The 16627-nt window shown below is 72.5% G+C and carries 14 protein-coding genes; 7 read left to right on the forward strand and 7 right to left on the reverse strand.

Features of this window, described 5'->3' with window-relative positions; translation table 11 throughout:
* Both eat and EKH77_RS06125 read left to right on the forward strand, forming a co-directional pair.
* Complete coding sequence (gene eat, locus EKH77_RS06120; RefSeq protein ID WP_126913413.1) at positions 1-1425, forward strand: ethanolamine permease; 1425 nt, start codon at positions 1-3, stop codon at positions 1423-1425.
* A 35-nt stretch (positions 1426-1460) separates the two neighbouring features.
* On the forward strand, positions 1461-2174 hold the full coding sequence (locus EKH77_RS06125) for a gamma-glutamyl-gamma-aminobutyrate hydrolase family protein (protein WP_126913414.1): 714 nt from the start codon (positions 1461-1463) through the stop codon (positions 2172-2174).
* Positions 2175-2312: 138 nt separating this feature from the next.
* On the opposite strand, the gene EKH77_RS06130 is transcribed toward EKH77_RS06125, so the two are convergent.
* On the reverse strand, positions 2313-3248 hold the full coding sequence (locus tag EKH77_RS06130; protein ID WP_206279816.1) for a LysR family transcriptional regulator: 936 nt from the start codon (positions 3246-3248) through the stop codon (positions 2313-2315).
* Between the two features lie 70 nt (positions 3249-3318).
* On the opposite strand from EKH77_RS06130, the gene EKH77_RS06135 reads away from it, so the two are divergent.
* Positions 3319-4434: a TDT family transporter gene (locus EKH77_RS06135; RefSeq protein WP_126913415.1), complete on the forward strand. Its 1116-nt coding sequence runs from the start codon at positions 3319-3321 to the stop codon at positions 4432-4434.
* On the opposite strand, the gene EKH77_RS06140 is transcribed toward EKH77_RS06135, so the two are convergent.
* The 3 genes from EKH77_RS06140 to EKH77_RS06150 all read right to left on the reverse strand — a co-directional run bounded on the left by EKH77_RS06140 (position 4361) and on the right by EKH77_RS06150 (position 8112).
* Positions 4361-5113 (reverse strand): helical backbone metal receptor, encoded by a 753-nt coding sequence (locus EKH77_RS06140; protein ID WP_126913416.1) that lies wholly within the window; start codon positions 5111-5113, stop codon positions 4361-4363. The genes EKH77_RS06135 and EKH77_RS06140 overlap by 74 nt on opposite strands.
* 76 nt (positions 5114-5189) lie before the next feature.
* Positions 5190-7001 carry an ABC transporter permease/substrate binding protein gene (locus tag EKH77_RS06145; RefSeq protein ID WP_126913417.1) on the reverse strand — a complete coding sequence of 604 codons (1812 nt, stop codon included), beginning with the start codon at positions 6999-7001 and terminating at the stop codon, positions 5190-5192.
* A complete protein-coding gene (locus tag EKH77_RS06150) occupies positions 6994-8112 on the reverse strand; it encodes a quaternary amine ABC transporter ATP-binding protein (protein ID WP_126913418.1) in 1119 nt (372 codons plus the stop codon). The genes EKH77_RS06145 and EKH77_RS06150 overlap by 8 nt, the downstream gene beginning before the upstream one ends.
* 184 nt (positions 8113-8296) lie before the next feature.
* On the opposite strand from EKH77_RS06150, the gene EKH77_RS06155 reads away from it, so the two are divergent.
* The 4 genes from EKH77_RS06155 (at position 8297) to EKH77_RS06170 (ending at position 12215) form a co-directional block, all read left to right on the forward strand.
* Complete coding sequence (locus tag EKH77_RS06155) at positions 8297-9202, forward strand: 5'-3' exonuclease (RefSeq protein ID WP_126917899.1); 906 nt, start codon at positions 8297-8299, stop codon at positions 9200-9202.
* Between the two features lie 67 nt (positions 9203-9269).
* The gene (locus tag EKH77_RS06160) at positions 9270-10130 is read left to right on the forward strand and encodes a siderophore-interacting protein (RefSeq protein ID WP_126913419.1); all 861 of its coding nucleotides are present in this window, start codon (positions 9270-9272) and stop codon (positions 10128-10130) included.
* Positions 10131-10168: 38 nt separating this feature from the next.
* Positions 10169-10912, forward strand: coding sequence for a hypothetical protein (locus EKH77_RS06165; RefSeq protein WP_126913420.1), 744 nt, complete (start codon positions 10169-10171; stop codon positions 10910-10912).
* Positions 10913-11042: 130 nt separating this feature from the next.
* Positions 11043-12215, forward strand: coding sequence for a serine hydrolase domain-containing protein (locus tag EKH77_RS06170; RefSeq protein WP_240667238.1), 1173 nt, complete (start codon positions 11043-11045; stop codon positions 12213-12215).
* A 60-nt stretch (positions 12216-12275) separates the two neighbouring features.
* Here the strand turns inward: EKH77_RS06170 and EKH77_RS06175 are convergent, their stop codons facing one another.
* The 3 genes from EKH77_RS06175 to tatA form a co-directional block, all read right to left on the reverse strand.
* On the reverse strand, positions 12276-15101 hold the full coding sequence (locus tag EKH77_RS06175) for a DEAD/DEAH box helicase (RefSeq protein ID WP_126913421.1): 2826 nt from the start codon (positions 15099-15101) through the stop codon (positions 12276-12278).
* A 145-nt stretch (positions 15102-15246) separates the two neighbouring features.
* Positions 15247-16119 carry a twin-arginine translocase subunit TatC gene (gene tatC / locus EKH77_RS06180; protein ID WP_126917901.1) on the reverse strand — a complete coding sequence of 291 codons (873 nt, stop codon included), beginning with the start codon at positions 16117-16119 and terminating at the stop codon, positions 15247-15249.
* Positions 16120-16226: 107 nt separating this feature from the next.
* Positions 16227-16511, reverse strand: a complete 285-nt coding sequence (gene tatA / locus EKH77_RS06185) for a Sec-independent protein translocase subunit TatA (RefSeq protein WP_126913422.1) — start codon at positions 16509-16511, stop codon at positions 16227-16229.
* Between the last annotated feature and the right edge of the window lie 116 nt (positions 16512-16627).

Below are 16627 nucleotides of genomic sequence, written 5' to 3' on the forward strand. Positions count from 1 at the left end.
ATGGCCGAACGCACGGAATCCCCCGGCTATCTGGAGAAACGCTCCCTGCGCCGGGGCAGCGCGGGTCCGCTGCTCCTCACCGGCCTGGGCGTGGCCTATGTCGTCTCCGGCGACTACTCCGGCTGGAACTTCGGCCTCGCGCACGGCGGTTTCGGCGGACTCGCCGTCGCCGCCGCGCTGATGGGCCTGATGTACACGTGCATGGTCTTCGCCCTCGCCGAGCTCGCCGCGATCCTGCCCACGGCGGGCGGCGGCTACGGCTTCGCCCGTCGCGCCCTGGGCCCCTGGGGCGGGTTCCTCACGGGAACGGCCATCCTCATCGAGTACGTCCTGGCCCCCGCCGCCATCTCCATCTTCATCGGCGACTACGTGGAATCCCTGCACCTGTTCGGCCTCACGTCGTCCTGGCCGGTGTACCTGTTCTGCTTCGCCGTGTTCATCGGCGTCCACCTGTGGGGCGTGGGCGAGGCCCTGCGCTTCAGCTTCCTGGTGACGGGCGTGGCGGTGGCGGCGCTCCTCGTCTTCGCGGTGGGCGCCTTCACGGACTTCCACACCGGCCGCCTGAACGACATCCCGGCCGACCCGCACGCCTTCGGCTCGTCCTCCTGGCTGCCGTTCGGCCTGCTGGGCATCTGGGCGGCGTTCCCGTTCGGGATGTGGTTCTTCCTCGGCGTCGAGGGCGTGCCGCTGGCCGCCGAGGAGACCCGCGACCCGGCCCGTACGCTGCCCAGGGCCATGGCCACGTCCATGGGCATCCTGCTGCTCCTGGCCCTGCTGACCTTCCTGGCCGCCACGGGCGCGGGCGGCGCGAACGCCCTGACGGAGGCCGGCAACCCCCTGGTCACCGCCCTGGACCCCGACGGCGGGGGCCGCGTCCTGGCCAGGGTCGTCAACTACGCGGGCCTCGCGGGCCTGGTCGCCTCCTTCTTCTCGCTCATCTACGCGGGCTCCCGCCAGCTCTTCGCCCTCTCCCGCGCCGGTTACCTCCCCCGCGTCCTCTCCCTCACCAGCCGTCGCAAGGCGCCCTGGCTGGGGCTGCTCGTCCCGGGCACGATCGGCTTCACCCTGGCCGCGGCCACGGGCGACGGGGCGCGGATGCTGAATGTGGCGGTCTTCGGCGCCACCATCTCCTACGCGCTGATGTCCCTCTCCCACATCGTCCTGCGCCGCCGCGAGCCGTCCCTGCCCCGCCCCTACCGCACCCCGGGCGGCGTGGCCACCTCGACGACGGCGTTCGTCCTGGCCTGCGCGGCACTGGTGGCGACCTTCCTGGTCGACGTGACGGCCGCGCTCATCGCCCTGGCGGTCTACGCGGTCGCCGCCGGCTACTTCGCCCTCTACAGCCGCCACCGGCTGGTGGCGAACGCGCCCGAGGAGGAGTTCGCGGCCCTGGCGGCGGCGGAGGCGGAACTGAGCCGAGAATGACCGCACGAGGAGCATGAGGAAGAGAAGAGAACGGAATGCCACTCATCGGCGTCACCACATACCTCACCCGGGCCCGCTGGGGAGTGGCCTGGGACCTCCCGGCAGCCCTCCTCCCCGCCGCGTACCCGGCGCACGTCCAACGCGCGGGCGGTCTGGCGGTCATGCTCCCCCCGGACGCCCCCGCCACCGCCCCCGCCGTCGTCTCCCGCCTGGACGGCCTGGTCCTCGCGGGCGGCGAAGACCTCGACCCCGCCCTCTACGCCGCCCGCCCCCACCCCCGCTCCGGGACCCCCGTCCCCGAGCGCGACGCGTGGGAGCTGGCCCTCCTGGACGCCGCGCTGACGAGCGGCACCCCGGTCCTCGGCATCTGCCGGGGCATGCAGCTGATGAACGTCCACGCGGGCGGCACGCTCTGCCAGCACCTCCCGGACGAGGTGGGCCACGACGCCCACAACCCGGCCCCGGGCACCTTCGCCGACCACCCGGTCAAACCGGTACCGGGCACCCTGACGGCCACCCTCCTGGCCGGCCGACCACTGGACGTGGCCACCCACCACCACCAGTCGGTCGCCCGCCTCGGCACCGGCCTCACCGCCTCCGCCCTCGCGGAGGACGGCACGGTGGAGGCCCTGGAATACCAGGACCACCCCTCGTTCGCCCTGGGCGTCCAGTGGCACCCGGAGGTCCGGGACGACCTGCGGCTGACGGAGGCACTGGTCCGGGCGGCGGCGGAGGGCGTCAGGCCCTGACGGCTCCTGGGCCCGCGCCTCGGCCTTCGGCACGGCCACTCCCACCTATGACGGCGAGACAGCGTGAATCTCCCCGTTCCGGCCTGCCGGAGCGAGGAAATCGATGGTGGAACGGACAGGTCCCCGGGGACCTGTCCGTTACCCCCCGGACCGCGTCAGCCCCAGCAGCTCCCGGGCCGGGCCCGTCGGGCGGTGGCCGGTGGACCAGACGGCGCGGAGGGCGCGGGTCAGGGTGAGGTCCCGGACCGGGATCTCGACCAGGCGCCGGGCCGCCAGTTCCTCGCCGATCGCGAGCTCGCTCAGGACGGACGGGCCCGCGCCGCTGACCGCGGCCGCCTTCGCGGCGGTCGTGGAGGCGAGTTCGAGCAGCGGCTCGGCCAGGCCGCCGTGGGTGGCCAGGGCGGCGTCGAGGACCTGGCGGGTGCCCGAGCCGCGTTCGCGGAGGATCAGCGGGGTGGCCGCCAGCTCGGCCGGGTCCAGAGGGGCGCGGCGGCGGGCCCAGGGATGGCCGGGGGCGGTGACGACGACGAGGCGGTCGCGGCCGACGACCGCGCCGTCCAGGCCGGCCGGTACATCGAGGCCCTCGACGAAGCCGAGGTCCGCCTCCCCCGCGAACAGGCGTTCCGCCACGGCCGCCGAGTTCCCCGTGCTCAGCGACACCGCCGTGCCCGGCCGCTCCGTGCGCAGCGCGATCAGCCAGCCCGGCAGCAGGTACTCCGCGATGGTCATGCTGGCGGCGACCCGCAGCCGCGAGTCGCGCCGCCCGCGCAGCGCCTGCGCACCCGCGTCGAGGGCCTCGGCGGCCTCGACGACCTTGCGTGCCCAGTCGGTGACGAGCACCCCGGCGTCCGTGAGGCGCGAGCCGCGCGGGGAGCGCTCGACGAGGGCGACGCCGAGGAGGCGCTCCATGGCCCGGACGCGTCCGCTCGCGGCGGGCTGGGTGATGCCCAGCTCCCGGGCCGCCCGGCCGAGGCTGCCCAGCCGGGCCACGGCGAGCAGCAGCTCCAGGGCGCCGAGGTCGGGGACCCGGTGGGACAAGGGGGCCGGGAGGGGCCCGGAGGAATCGCCGCTCATAACTCCAGCTTATGCCCCCATAGTCATAAAGCCCCTGGTGGGAGAGGTGCGTCCGGGCGACCGTGGACTCATGAACACCCGTGATCCCCTCCGCCACCTGGGCCCCAACTGGTACGCCACCGTCATGGGCACCGCGATCGTCGCCTCCGCCGGAGCGGCCCTGCCGGTGGCCGTGCCGGGGCTGCGCGGGGCCTGCGAGGCGGTGTGGGCGCTGGCGGCGCTGATGCTGCTCACCCTCGTCACCGCCCGCGCCCTCCACTGGGCCCGCCACCCCGACCAGGCCCGGCGGCACCTGGGCGACCCCGCCGTCGCCCCCTTCTACGGCTGCCTGGCGATGGCGCTGCTGGCCGTCGGCGGCAGCACGCTCTCCGTGGGCACGGGCGTCATCGGCGAGAGCGCGGCCGTCGCGGTCGACGCCGTGCTGTGGACGACCGGAACGGTCGTCGGCCTGGGCGCGGCGGCCGCCATCCCGTACCTGATGGTGACCCGGCACCGGATCGCGCCGGGCGACGCCTCGCCCGTGTGGCTGCTGCCCATCGTGGCGCCCATGGTCTCCGCCGCGCTCGGCCCGGCGCTCGTGCCGCACCTGCCCGCCGGCCAGTGGCGGCAGGCGCTGCTGCTGGGCTGCTACGGGCTGTTCGGCATGAGCCTGCTGGCCACGCTGCTGATCCTGCCGGTGGTCTTCTCCCGGCTCGTCCACCACGGACCGCTGCCGCTCGTGCTCACGCCGACCCTGTTCCTGGTCCTCGGCCCGCTGGGCCAGTCCACGACCGCCGTCAACGCCGTCGCCGGCGTCGCGCCGGGCGTCGTCGCGGAGCCGTACGCGCGGGCCATGGCCGGCTTCGCCGTCCTCTACGGCATGCCCGTCATCGGCTTCGCCCTGCTCTGGCTGGTGCTCGCCACCGCCATGGTGATCCGCGCCGCTCGCCGGGGCATGGGCTTCGCGATGACGTGGTGGGCCTTCACCTTCCCCATCGGCACCTGCGTCACCGGCACCGCCGCGCTGGCCCACCGCACCGGCCTGACCGCCCTGACCTGGCTGGCGGTGGGACTGTACGCGCTGCTCGTGACCGCCTGGGCGGTCGCCGGGGCCCGTACCGCCGCCGGGCTGGTCAGCGGCCGGCTGCTCGCAGCGCCGCGCCCAGCACCCGTGGCGCCGCTGCGAGAGATGGCCCGTACCACGTGAGGTGACGGCCGCTGACGAGCGCCGACGGCAGCCCGGGGAAGCACTCCGGGCCGTCGTCGGCGCCGAAGCGGTACGGCTCGTCGGGCAGGACGACCAGCTCGGCGCCGCAGGCGTTGAGCCGGCCGAGGGGGACGCGCGGATAGCGCTCGGGGTGCCGGGCGTGGACGTTCGCGACGCCGAGCCGGGCGAGGACGTCCCCGGCGAAGGTGTCCCGGCCCAGCACCATCCAGGGGCGGCGCCACACGGGGACGACCGCCGGTATCGGCGGACCGGTGGGCCGTACGTCCCGCCAGGCGTCGCGCGCGTCGTCCAGCCAGCCGGGCCGGGGCAGCCCGCAGCCGCGTACCAGGACCCTTTCCAGCTCGGTGAACGCCTGCTCCAGCGTGCGCACTTCGGTGACGAGCACGTCCAGCCCGGCGGCGCGCAGCGCGCCCAGGTCCGGGGCGCGGTTCTCCTCCTCGTTGGCGAGGACGAGGTCGGGCGCGAGGGCGGCGATCCGCGCCACGTCGGGGTTCTTGGTGCCACCGACCCGGACGACGTCGAGCCCGGCCGGGTGGTCGCACCAGTCGGTGGCGCCCACCAGCAGGCCGGGCCCGGTCCCGGCCACGGCCTCGGTGAGCGAGGGGACCAGGGAGACGACCCGGCGTACGGCGCGGCGGCCGAGCGGTGAGCTGCTCACCGCCCCACCGTACGCCCGCCGCACACGGGTTCGTCAGGCGCTGAAGCGCGCCGGTTCGCCCACAGGCGCCGGTTCGTCAGGCGCCGACGGGCGCCAGCTTGTCGACGAGGCCCGGGTGGGCGTCGAGCCAACGCCGCGCGGACTCCTTCTCCTTGCCCTTGCCGCCGTTCTGGATCTCGGCCTCCAGGGAGGAGAGGTCCTTCTCGGACATCTTGAAGTTCTTCACCCACTCCGCGATCTTCGGGAAGTCCTTGGCGAAGTCCTTCTTGCCGACGGCGTGGATCTGCTCGCCCTGGCCCCAGGCGCCCTTGGGGTCCTTGAGCTTCTTCAGGTCGTACTTCCCGTACGCCCAGTGCGGCGACCAGAGCGTGGTGACGATGGGCTCCTTCTTCTTCAGGGCCCGGTCCAGCTCGGCGAGCATCGTGGAGGTGGAGGACGAGACGACCTTGTACTCGCCGTCCAGCCCGTACTCCTTGAGCACCTTGTCGTTGAGCTTGCCCATCATGCCGGCGCTGGACTCGATGCCGACGATCTTCCCGCCGAACATCGCGGACTTGCCCTTGAGGTCGGCGAGCGAGTCGACGCCCTTGACGTACGACGGAACGGTCAGCTCCAGGGACGTCGGGCCGTACCAGGAGCCGAGGTCGGTGAGCTTGTCGCGGTAGCGGTCCATGTACTGCTGGTGGGTGGTGGGCAGCCAGGAGTCGAACTGGACGTCCATCTGGCCCTGGGCCAGCGCCGTGTACAGCGGGCCGGGGTCGAGCTGCTTGACCTCGGGCTTGTAGCCGCGCTCCTCCAGGATGTTCTGCCAGAGGTAGGTGGAGGCGACGGCCTCGTCCCAGGGGAAGTAGCCGAGCTTCACCGCGCGGCCCTGGCCGACGCCCCCGCCCGCGGCGGCGGTCTGCCGCCCGTCGCCGTCGGCCAGCCGCATGCCGCCCGCGACGAGCGCGAGGACGACGACGCCCACGGCGGCGACGGCCGTGCCCGGCCGGTACCGCAGCACCTTGGCGGCGACGGCGCCGCGCGCCGAGGCGTCGGCCTTGGCGGCCGCGCGGCGGCCCAGCGGGGAGACCCGCTTGCCGAGCGCGCCGGTCATCCGGTCCAGGTACATGGCGAGGACGACGACCGCGAGGCCGCTCTCCACACCGCCACCGATGTTCACCTGGGTGACGGCCGCGTAGACCGACTCGCCCAGGCCGCCCGCGCCCGCCATGCCGGCGATGACGACCATGGACAGCGCCAGCATGATCACCTGGTTGACGCCCGCCATGATGGTGGGCAGCGCCAGCGGAAGCTGGACCCGGACGAGCGTGTCGCGCGGCGTCGTACCGAAGGCGCGGGCGGCCTCGACGAGTTCGCCGTCGACCTGACGGATGCCGAGCTCGGTCATGCGCACACCGGGCGGCATCGAGAAGACGATGGTGGCGATCAGGCCGGGGATGGGCCCGATCGAGAAGAACATCACGCCGGGGATCAGGTAGACGAAGGCGGGCATCGTCTGCATCAGGTCGAGGACCGGCCGCAGCGCCCCGCTCACCCGGCGGTCCCGGGCCGCCCAGATGCCCAGCGGCACGGCGAACAGCAGCGTGATGAGGCTGGCGACCAGGACGAGCGACAGCGTCGCCATCGCCCTGTCCCACAGCCCGAACGAATCGATCACCGCGAGCCCCGCGAAGGCGAGGACGGCGGCGGGCAGGCCACGCAGCCACCAGGCGACGACGGCCAGGATGCCGGCCATCAGCAGCGCCGCGGGCGCGCCGAGGGCGGCGTGGACGCCGTCGTACAAGCCGGTCAGGACGGTGCTGACGGCGTCGAAGAGCCAGGAGAGGTGGGACTGGAGCCAGCCGACGGCGGATTCCGCCCAGCCACCCAGATTGATCTCAGGCATGGGTGATCACCTCCGGCTCGGACGCCGGGACAAGCGGAGCGGATTCCTTGGGGGGCTGGTCGGCATCCGGCTGGTCCGCGTTCGGCTGGTCCGCCAGGGCCGCCAGCAGGCTGTCGCGGGTGACGACACCGGTCACCTCACCGCTGTCGTCGGTGACGGCGACGGGGGAGCCGCTGCGGGAGAACGGGGAGAAGAGCTCGGCCACGGGCGTCTCCGCGCTGACGGTCGTGGCACCGTCCTGCGCGGCGGCCGCCGTGGCGCCCGCCGCCGGAGCGGCCATGATCGAGCCGGCGGTGAGCACCCGGGAGCGGTCCACGTCCTGGATGAAGGAGGCCACGTAGTCGTTGGCGGGCCGGACGAGGATGTCCTCGGCGGTGCCGTTCTGCACGATCCGGCCGTCGCGCATGACGGCGATGCGGTCGCCCAGGCGCATGGCCTCGTTGAGGTCGTGGGTGATGAAGACGATCGTCTTCTTGAGCCGCTTCTGCAGGTCCAGCAGCTGGTCCTGCATGTCGCGGCGGATCAGCGGGTCCAGCGCGCTGAAGGACTCGTCCATCAGCAGCAGGTCGGCGTCGGTGGCGAGCGCGCGGGCGAGGCCGACGCGCTGCTGCATACCGCCGGACAGCTCGTCGGGCCAGGACGACTCCCAGCCCTTGAGCCCGGCCAGCTCCAGCGCCTCGGCGGCGTGCTCCAGCCGCTCGGCGCGCGGCACGCCGCGCACCTCCAGGCCGTAGGCGGCGTTCTCCAGCACGCTGCGGTGCGGGAAGAGCGCGAAGTGCTGGAAGACCATGCTGATGTTCCGCGAGCGCACCTCGCGCAGCTCGGCCGGGGAGAGCCCGGTCAGATCCCGTCCGTCGTAGAGGACGCGCCCGGACGTCGGCTCAAGGAGCCCGTTGAGCATGCGCAGCAAGGTGGACTTGCCGGACCCCGAGAGGCCCATCACCACGAAGATCTGGCCGGCCTCGACCTCGAACGACGCGTCGATGACCGCCGCGGTGGTGCCGTCCGCGCGCAGCTCGTCGCGGCCTGCGCCGTCCTCGAGTCGTCGGACGGCGGCTTCGGGTCGTCTGCCGAACACCTTGTACAGATGTTCGGCCTTCAGCCTGGACACATAAACCTCTCGGGTCGTACTGAGGCCACGCCCGTCCCCCACGTCGGGCGGAGCCACTCCGGCGTCGCGCCTGCCCTGGGTCATTCGGCGCAAACGGAACAGTGATCCGGTTCACATGGCCGCCGGGTGGGTGAGGGTGGCTGTCAGTGGGGTGCGGCATGATCGAGCCGTGACGCGACGCCTGATGCTCCTCGACACCGCCTCCCTCTACTTCCGCGCCTATTTCGGGGTGCCGGAGTCGGTGAAGGCCCCGGACGGCACGCCCGTGAACGCGGTGCGCGGCCTGCTGGACTTCATCGCCCGCCTGGTCCAGGACCACGAGCCCGACGATCTGGTCGCCTGCATGGACTTCGACTGGCGCCCGCAGTGGCGCGTCGATCTCATCCCGAGCTACAAGGCGCACCGGGTGGCGGAGGAGGTCGAGGGCGGCCCCGACGAGGAGGAGACGCCCGACACGCTCTCCCCGCAGGTCCCCGTGATCGAGAGCGTGCTGGACGCGATCGGCATCGCCCGCGTCGGCGCCGTCGGCTACGAGGCCGACGACGTGATCGGCACGCTGACGGGCCGCGCGGCGGGCCCGGTGGACATCGTCACCGGCGACCGCGACCTCTTCCAGCTCGTCGACGACGCGCGCGGCGTGCGCGTGCTGTACCCGGTCAAGGGCATGGGCTCGCTCCAGGCCGTGGACGAGGCCGTGCTGCGCGAGAAGTACGGGGTGGACGGTCCGGGGTACGCGGATCTGGCGCTGCTGCGCGGCGACCCCAGCGACGGGCTGCCGGGCGTGCCGGGCATCGGCGAGAAGACGGCGGCGAAGCTGCTGGCCTCCTTCGGCGACCTGGCCGGGATCCTGGCGGCGGTGGAGGACCCCGCGGCGAAGATCAGCCCGGCCCAGCGGAAGCGGCTGGCCGAGGCGGGGACGTATCTGGCGGTGGCGCCGAAGGTGGTCCGGGTGGCCACGGACGTGCCGCTGGCCCCCTTCGAGGCAGCGCTGCCCGGCGAGCCCCTGGACCCCGAGGTGCTGGAGGCGCTGGCGGAGCGCTGGGGGCTGGGCGGCTCGCTGCAGCGGCTGCTGAGCGCTCTGGCCCGATGAGCTGTTAGGTTAGGCAGACCTAACTTTACGATCCGGTGACAGGATCCGGTGATCAGGGGAGACAGCCATGGCAGACCGTCCCGTACGCAAAGCGCCCCGGCTCACCCGCGCGCACGTGCTGCGCACGGAGCGGCTGACGCCGCACATGGTGCGCGTGGTCCTGGGCGGCGAGGACCTCGCGGAGTTCGGCGCCGGGGAGGCCACGGACCACTATGTGAAGCTGCTCTTCCCCGTCGAGGGCGTGGCCTACCCCGAGCCCTTCGACATGGAGGTCATCCGCCGGGACCTCCCGCGCGACCAGTGGCCCCGGACCCGTACCTACACCGTGCGCTCCTTCGACCGGGCCGCCCGGGAGCTGGCGATCGACTTCGTGGTGCACGGGGACGAGGGCCTGGCCGGCCCCTGGGCCGCGACGGCGGAGCCGGGCGCGGAGATCCGGATGCTCGGCCCCGGCGGCGCCTACGCCCCGGACCCCGCCGCCGACTGGCACCTGCTGGCCGGCGACGAGAGCGCGCTGCCCGCCATCGCCGCCTCCCTGGAGCGGATGCCGGAGGGCGCCGTCGTCCACGCGTTCGTCGAGGTCCCGGGCGAGGACGACAAGCAGAAGCTGGAGCTGCCGGACGGCGTCGAGGTCACCTGGCTGACGCGCGACGGCGCCCCGGTCGGCGCGGCCCTGGTCGAGGCCGTGCGCTCGCTCGCGTTCCCGGCGGGGGACGTCCAGGTCTTCGTCCACGGCGAGGCGGGTTTCGTCAAGGAGCTGCGCCGTCACCTGCGCGTGGAGCGCGAGGTGCCGCGCGAGCGCCTGTCGATCTCCGGCTACTGGCGCCGGGGCCACGACGAGGACGGCTGGCAGGCCTCGAAGCGCGAGTGGAACCAGCAGGTAGAGGCCGAGCAGGAGAGCGGCCCGGCGACCGGGGCCGCGGCCTGAACCCTCCCCTGACGGGAGGTCACGGATATCCTCCCCGCATGAAACGTGCCCGGACAGCCCTGGCGTCGCTCACGCCCCTCGCCGCGGCGGCCCTCGTCCTGACGGCCGCCGCGCCGGGTTCCGCGCAACCCCTGGATTCCTCGACCTCCGCGAGTTCCTCGGCCTCCGCGGATTCTCCGGATTCCTCGAACTCCGGGAATTCCCCGGATTCCGAGTCGTCCATATCCAGCGCCGGGCCCACCCAGCGCGGTCGCGAGGTGGTCTTCACGGTCACCACCGGCCGGACGACGCTGGACGCCCACGACGGCCATCTCACCGTCGAGTCGCCCGCCTTCGTCAAGAAGCTGACCCTCAGGGAGAAACGCTTCCGGGAGGGCAAGAACGGTCAGATGTACACCAGGGTCGCGGGCATGGTCCCCTGCGACATCGCGCCCGGCACCTACCCCGTCGACCTCAAGGACGGCGGCGAGGAGGAACCGGCGGAGTCCGTCGAACTGACCGTCGTCCCCGAAATGGACCCGGGCAACCGCGAGTTCTGCGACGGCCCGAGGGGCTACGACGAGATCGTCGACAAAACGAGCGAGACGGCACCGGACGAGGACGACGAGGGTACTGACGACGTCTCCCTCGGCGAACTGGCCGCCGTCATCGCCGGCACGGCGACCCTGGCCGCGATCCTGGCGTCGACCGCGACCTACCTCCTGACCCGGAAGCGGAAGCCCAACCGCCGCGACGAGGGTGGGCAGGAGCAGGAGCCCGGGCCGGAGGACGCGGCGCGCTGAAGGGCTGGGGGATCGGGGGTTAACCCCACCCGGATCCGGGCGGTAGGGGGATCGTCCGGGCCGTCCGGTTCCGGAATCGTTGGGCCCAGCACATACCGCTGGTTTCCCAACGATTCACAGGAGTTGACTCGTGCGCGAGCAGGCATGGCGAGGTTTCCGTACTTCCGGGCGGCGGAGCGGCCGTCGCGGAGTGGTGTCGGCCGCGATCGCGGTGGCGGCAGCCGGTGTCATGACGATGGGCGTCGTGGCACCGGCCACGGCATCCGCCGCCGCCCCCAGAGCGGACACCGTCCAGCAGGGCCTGAACGCACTGGTGCGCGGCGACGGCCTGCCCGCCGCGCTGGCGAGCGTCAAGGGCCGCGACGGCCGCACCCGTACCTACACGGCGGGTGTCGGCGACCTGGCCACCGGCGCGAAGGTGCCGGCCGACGGTCAGGTGCGGATCGGCAGCAACACCAAGACGTTCACGGCGGTGGTCGTGCTGCAACTGGTCGCCGAGGGGAAGATCGGCCTCGACGCCAAGGTCGAAACCTATCTGCCCGGCCTCGTCCGAGGGGAGGGCATCGACGGCCGCGACATCACCGTCCGCCAGCTCCTCCAGCACACCAGTGGACTCCCGGACTACGAGGGGGACATCGACGACGACACCATCCGGCACCGGTACTTCGAGCCCCGCGAGCTCTTGGACGTCGCCTTCCGGCACAAGGCCGACTTCGCCCCCGGGAAGGGCTGGAACTACAGCAGTACGAACTATGTGGTGGCCGGCCTGATCGTCCAGAAGGTCACCGGCCGCGGCATCGCCGCGGAGATCGACCAGCGCGTCGTCAAGCGACTCGGACTACGCCACACGTACTTCCCCGCCCCCGGCGACAGGACCATCCGGGAACCCCACCCCAAGGGCTACCACCGGGCTTCGGCGGACGCGCCGCTGCGCGACTTCACGGAGATCGACCCCTCAGCGGGCTGGGCGGCGGGCGGCATGATCTCCACCAACTCCGACATCAACCGCTTCTTCACCGCGCTCCTGGCCGGCCGTCTCCTCCCGGCGGCCCAGCTCGCCGAGATGCGCACCACCGTCCCGATCGGGGACACCGGCGCCGGCTACGGACTGGGGCTCATGAGCAGGCCGCTGTCGTGCGGCGGCGTCTACTGGGGCCACGGCGGTGACATCAACGGCTACGAGACCCGGGGCGGAGCCACCGACGACGGACGCGCCGCCAACATCGCGGTGACCGCCATCCCGACCGACGAGGCGGTCACGAAGCGCTTGGAGGGCCTTGTGGACACGGCCCTGTGCCGCTGAGCCACGCGCCGTGACAGCTTCACCGCCGGGATCAGCTCTCGCCGATCCCGGCGGGTGGTCTCACCCCACCGACGAGTACGCCACGACTCCCCGCAGCAGCCCCTCGACCGCCTTGCGGGCGTTGCGGGTGACCGGGCTGCCGGCCGGGGCCGCTGCCGCGATCTGGCCGAGGACGTCGATGAGCTGCTTCGTCCAGCGGACGAAGTCGCCCGCGGGCATCTCGATCTCGCGCAGCACCTCGTCCAGGCCGTGGCCGGAGGCCCAGCGGTAGGCAGGCCAGGCGAAGCCGAGGTCGGGTTCGCGCTGGCCCACGCCCTCCGCCTGGTTGATCTTGTGCTGTTCCTCCAGGGCGTCCAGGCGGCCCCAGATGCGGATCATCTCGCCGAGGGCGTCCTTCGCCGGGCCGGCGGGCAGCTTCGGCGGGGCGGCGTCGTCCGCGACGCGGGCCTCGTAGACCAGGGCGGAGGCGCAGGCGGCCAGCTCGGCGGGCTGGAGGCCGTCCCAGACGCCTTCGCGGAGGCACTCGGAGGCGAGGAGGTCGAGCTCGCCGTAGAGGCGGGCGAGACGGCGGCCGTCCTCGGTGACCTCGTCGCCGTGGAGGTAGTCGAGGTCGGTCAGGAGGGCGCAGATGCGGTCGAAGGTGCGGGCGATGGTGTTCGTCCGGCCCTCGATGCGCCGTTCCAGCTGGCGGGTGTCGCGCAGCAGGCGGTGGTAGCGCTCGGCCCAGCGGGCGTGGTCCTCGCGGTCGGCGCAGCCGTGGCAGGGGTGGGAGCGGATGGCGGTGCGCAGGCGGGCGATCTCGCGGTCGTCGGCGGCGGGGGCGCGGTCCTTGCGGTGACGGTCGGGGACCATGTGCCCGGCCTTGGTGCGCAGCGCGGAGGCGAGGTCGCGGCGGGACTGGGGGCTGCGCGGGTTGAAGGAGCGGGGGATGCGCATCCGCTCCATCGGCTCGACCGGCACCGGGAAGTCGATCGCGGCGAGCCGCTTGACCTGTCGCTCGGCGGTGAGGACGAGCGGGCGCGGGCCGTCCTGGTGGTCGAAGCCGCGGTGGCGGTCGGAGCGGCCGGGCGGCAGGCCCGGGTCGAGGACCAGGGCCAGGCCGGCGAACTTGCCGGTGGGGACGTGGATGACGTCGCCGGGCTTGAGCCGCTCCAGGGCGGCCGCGGCGGCGGCCCGGCGCTGGTTCGCGCCCTGCTTGGCCAGCTCGGTCTCGCGGTCCTTGAGCTCGCGGCGCAGCCGCGCGTACTCCTCGAAGTCGCCGAGGTGGCAGTCGATGGCCTCGCGGTAGCCGGCGAGGCCCTCCTCGTTCTTCTGGACCTGGCGGGAGATGCCGACGACGGACTTGTCCGCCTGGAACTGGGCGAAGGAGGTCTCCAGCAGCTCGCGGGAGCGGTGCCGGCCGAACTGCGAGACCAGGTTGACCGCCATGTTGTACGACGGCTTGAAGCTGGAGCGCAGCGGGTACGTGCGGGTGCCGGCCAGGCCGGCGAGGGCGGCGGGGTCCATGCCGCGCTGCCACAGGACGACGGCGTGGCCCTCGACGTCGATGCCGCGGCGGCCGGCGCGGCCGGTGAGCTGGGTGTACTCGCCGGGGGTGATGTCGGCGTGCTGCTCGCCGTTCCACTTGACGAGCTTCTCGAGCACGACGGAGCGGGCGGGCATGTTGATGCCCAGCGCCAGGGTCTCGGTGGCGAAGACGGCCTTGACGAGGCCCTTGACGAAGAGCTCCTCGACGACCTCCTTGAAGGTCGGCAGCATGCCCGCGTGGTGGGCGGCGATGCCGCGTTCGAGGCCCTCGAGCCAGTCGAAGTAGCCGAGGACGTGGAGGTCCTCGTCGGGGATGGCGGCGGTGCGCTCCTCGACGATGGCGCGGACGCGGGCGCGTGCCTCGTCGTCGTTGAGCCGCAGGCCGGCGTAGAGGCACTGCTGGACGGCGGCCTCGCAGCCGGCGCGGCTGAAGATGAAGGTGATGGCGGGCAGCAGGCCCTCGGCGTCGAGCCGCTCGATGACCTCGGGGCGGCCGGGGGTCCAGATGCGGCTGCGCTGGCGGCGCTCGCGCTCGCGGTCGGCCTCGCGGATCATCTTGCCGCGGCGGCGCTCGCGCGGGTTGTAGACGCGGCTGTTCTCCATGCGGGCCATGCGCAGCAGGTCGGGGTTGACCTCGCGGCGGGCGGCGCCGCGGCCGCCGTGGTCGGTCTCCTCCTCGAAGAGGTCGTACATCCGGCGGCCGGCGAGCACGTGCTGCCAGAGCGGGACGGGGCGCTCCTCGGAGACGATCACCTGGGTGTCGCCGCGGACGGTGTCGAGCCAGTCGCCGAACTCCTCGGCGTTGGAGACGGTGGCCGACAGGGAGACCAGGGTCACCGATTCGGGGAGGTGGATGATCACCTCTTCCCAGACGGCGCCGCGGAAGCGGTCGGAGAGGTAGTGGACCTCGTCCATGACCACGTAGCCGAGGCCGATCAGTTCCTGCGAGCCGGCGTAGAGCATGTTGCGCAGGACCTCGGTGGTCATGACGACCACGGGTGCCTCGGCGTTGACGCTGTTGTCGCCGGTGAGCAGGCCCACCTTGTCGGCGCCGTAGCGCCTGACGAGGTCGGTGTACTTCTGGTTGGAGAGCGCCTTGATGGGCGTGGTGTAGAAGCACTTGCGGCCCTGGGTGAGGGCCAGGTGGACGGCGAATTCGCCCACGATCGTCTTGCCGGAGCCGGTCGGCGCCGCGACCAGTACCCCCTTGCCGGCCTCCAGTGCCTGGCAGGCGGCTATCTGGAAGGGGTCCAGCTCGAATTCGTACATCTCGCGGAAGGGGGCGAGCGCGGTGGCCTGCTCGGCGGCGCGCTGCCGTGCCAGGGCGTAGCGCTCAGCAGGGGACATGTCCTCGGTCATCTTGTCTACGAGCCTACCGGGGACCTCGGACAGTCACCTGATCTTTATCGAGCTCCCAGGCGCCGTACCGCCGTCGGCGGTCATGAACACGGCGGGGCGGCCGCTCGGTGAGCGGCCGCCCCTGGCCCGGTCATCCCTTACGGGATCACGTCACGTCGTCGTAGCCGCGCTGGTGCCGGTCCTGCTCGGGCAGGGTCGGCATGGGCTTCGAGTCGCCGACGGGCTGCGGTTCGAGGTCGAGCGGGGACGCCTCGTCGTCGTCGAGCTGCCGGTCGGGGTTGCGGCGGTCGCGGCGCTTGTCGTTGAGGATCGCGAAGCCGACGGCGGCGAAGTACAGAATGCTGATCGGCACGGCCAGGACGCACATGCCGAACGGGTCGGTGCTCGGGGTGGCCACCGCGCCGAAGACGAAGGTGCCCATGACGACGCCGCGCCACCATCCGGCCATGGTCCGGCCGGAGACGAGGCCGACCAGGTTCGCCATCACCAGGATCAGCGGCAGCTCGAAGGCGAGGCCGAAGACGAGGATCATCCGGACGGTGAAGTCGAGGATGTCGTTGAGGCCGAGGGTGTTGGCCGCGGTCTCCGGGGTGACGCTGAGCAGGACCCGCATGCTGGTGGGCATGATCAGGTAGGCCAGGTAGGCGCCCGCGAGGAAGAGCGGGGCGGCCGTCGCGACGAAGGCGACCGTGTACTTCTTCTCGTGCCGGTGGAGGCCGGGGGCGAGGAACGCCCACAGCTGGTAGAGCCAGACCGGCGAGGAGACGGTGACGCCCGCGAGGAGGCACACCTTGACGACGGTCGTGAACGGCGAGGACAGGGTGTTGAACGTCAGGACCGCGCAGTTGCCGCCGTGGCTCTGGGCCAGATCGCGTCCCTCGCACTTGGGGACGGGAGTGGAGAGGAACTCCATGATCTGCTTGTTGTAGAACGCGGCGATGATCGCGACCACGACGATGGCCAGTACGGCCTTCGCCAGCCGGTTGCGCAGCTCGCGCAGGTGCTCCGCGAGCGGCATCCGCCCCTCGGGGTCCTTCTCCTTCTTGCGGGCAGACTTGAGCAACCCACGTCCCTATCTCGTGTGGCAGACGGTCGCCGACGGCGGCCGTCTCAGTCTGTCCTGGGTCAGCGCTGCTGGGTGCCGCGGTCGCTCGGCTCGGCGACCGGGCGGGAGGTCACATCGCCGGGGGCGGCCTTGATGGTGCGGGGCGCCTGCTCGGCGGCGGGCGGGTCGGCGGGGGCGGCGGCGGTGTCGGTGCTCTCCGCCTTCATCGCCTTGGCCTCGCTCTTGAGGATGCGGGCGGACTTGCCGAGGGAACGGGCCATGTCCGGAAGCTTCTTCGCACCGAACAGCAGGACGATGACGACAAGCAGAAGAATGAGCTCAGGCGCTCCGAGCCGACCGAACATATGCGTTTACCTTCTCACCGAAGCGGGATATTGGTGGGACCGGCCGACCGATCGGACATATGTCCATCAGCCGTACGGCAGCGATCGTAACGCGCACGGGTAAACGCTCGGCAATC

Source organism: Streptomyces luteoverticillatus, from assembly GCF_003970715.1.
Lineage (GTDB): Bacteria > Actinomycetota > Actinomycetes > Streptomycetales > Streptomycetaceae > Streptomyces > Streptomyces abikoensis.

What these genes read in the sequence shown, in the direction of transcription:
- EKH77_RS06155 (WP_126917899.1), top strand. Translation starts at nt 8,297, where the DNA reads ATGCTCCTCGACACCGCCTCCCTCTACTTCCGCGCCTATTTCGGGGTG.
- EKH77_RS06160 (WP_126913419.1), top strand. Translation starts at nt 9,270, where the DNA reads ATGGCAGACCGTCCCGTACGCAAAGCGCCCCGGCTCACCCGCGCGCAC.
- EKH77_RS06165 (WP_126913420.1), top strand. Translation starts at nt 10,169, where the DNA reads ATGAAACGTGCCCGGACAGCCCTGGCGTCGCTCACGCCCCTCGCCGCG.
- eat (WP_126913413.1), top strand. Translation starts at nt 1, where the DNA reads ATGGCCGAACGCACGGAATCCCCCGGCTATCTGGAGAAACGCTCCCTG.
- EKH77_RS06125 (WP_126913414.1), top strand. Translation starts at nt 1,461, where the DNA reads ATGCCACTCATCGGCGTCACCACATACCTCACCCGGGCCCGCTGGGGA.
- EKH77_RS06145 (WP_126913417.1), bottom strand. Translation starts at nt 7,001, where the DNA reads ATGCCTGAGATCAATCTGGGTGGCTGGGCGGAATCCGCCGTCGGCTGG.
- tatC (WP_126917901.1), bottom strand. Translation starts at nt 16,119, where the DNA reads ATGCCGCTCGCGGAGCACCTGCGCGAGCTGCGCAACCGGCTGGCGAAG.
- EKH77_RS06175 (WP_126913421.1), bottom strand. Translation starts at nt 15,101, where the DNA reads ATGACCGAGGACATGTCCCCTGCTGAGCGCTACGCCCTGGCACGGCAG.
- EKH77_RS06135 (WP_126913415.1), top strand. Translation starts at nt 3,319, where the DNA reads ATGAACACCCGTGATCCCCTCCGCCACCTGGGCCCCAACTGGTACGCC.
- tatA (WP_126913422.1), bottom strand. Translation starts at nt 16,511, where the DNA reads ATGTTCGGTCGGCTCGGAGCGCCTGAGCTCATTCTTCTGCTTGTCGTC.
- EKH77_RS06130 (WP_206279816.1), bottom strand. Translation starts at nt 3,248, where the DNA reads ATGAGCGGCGATTCCTCCGGGCCCCTCCCGGCCCCCTTGTCCCACCGG.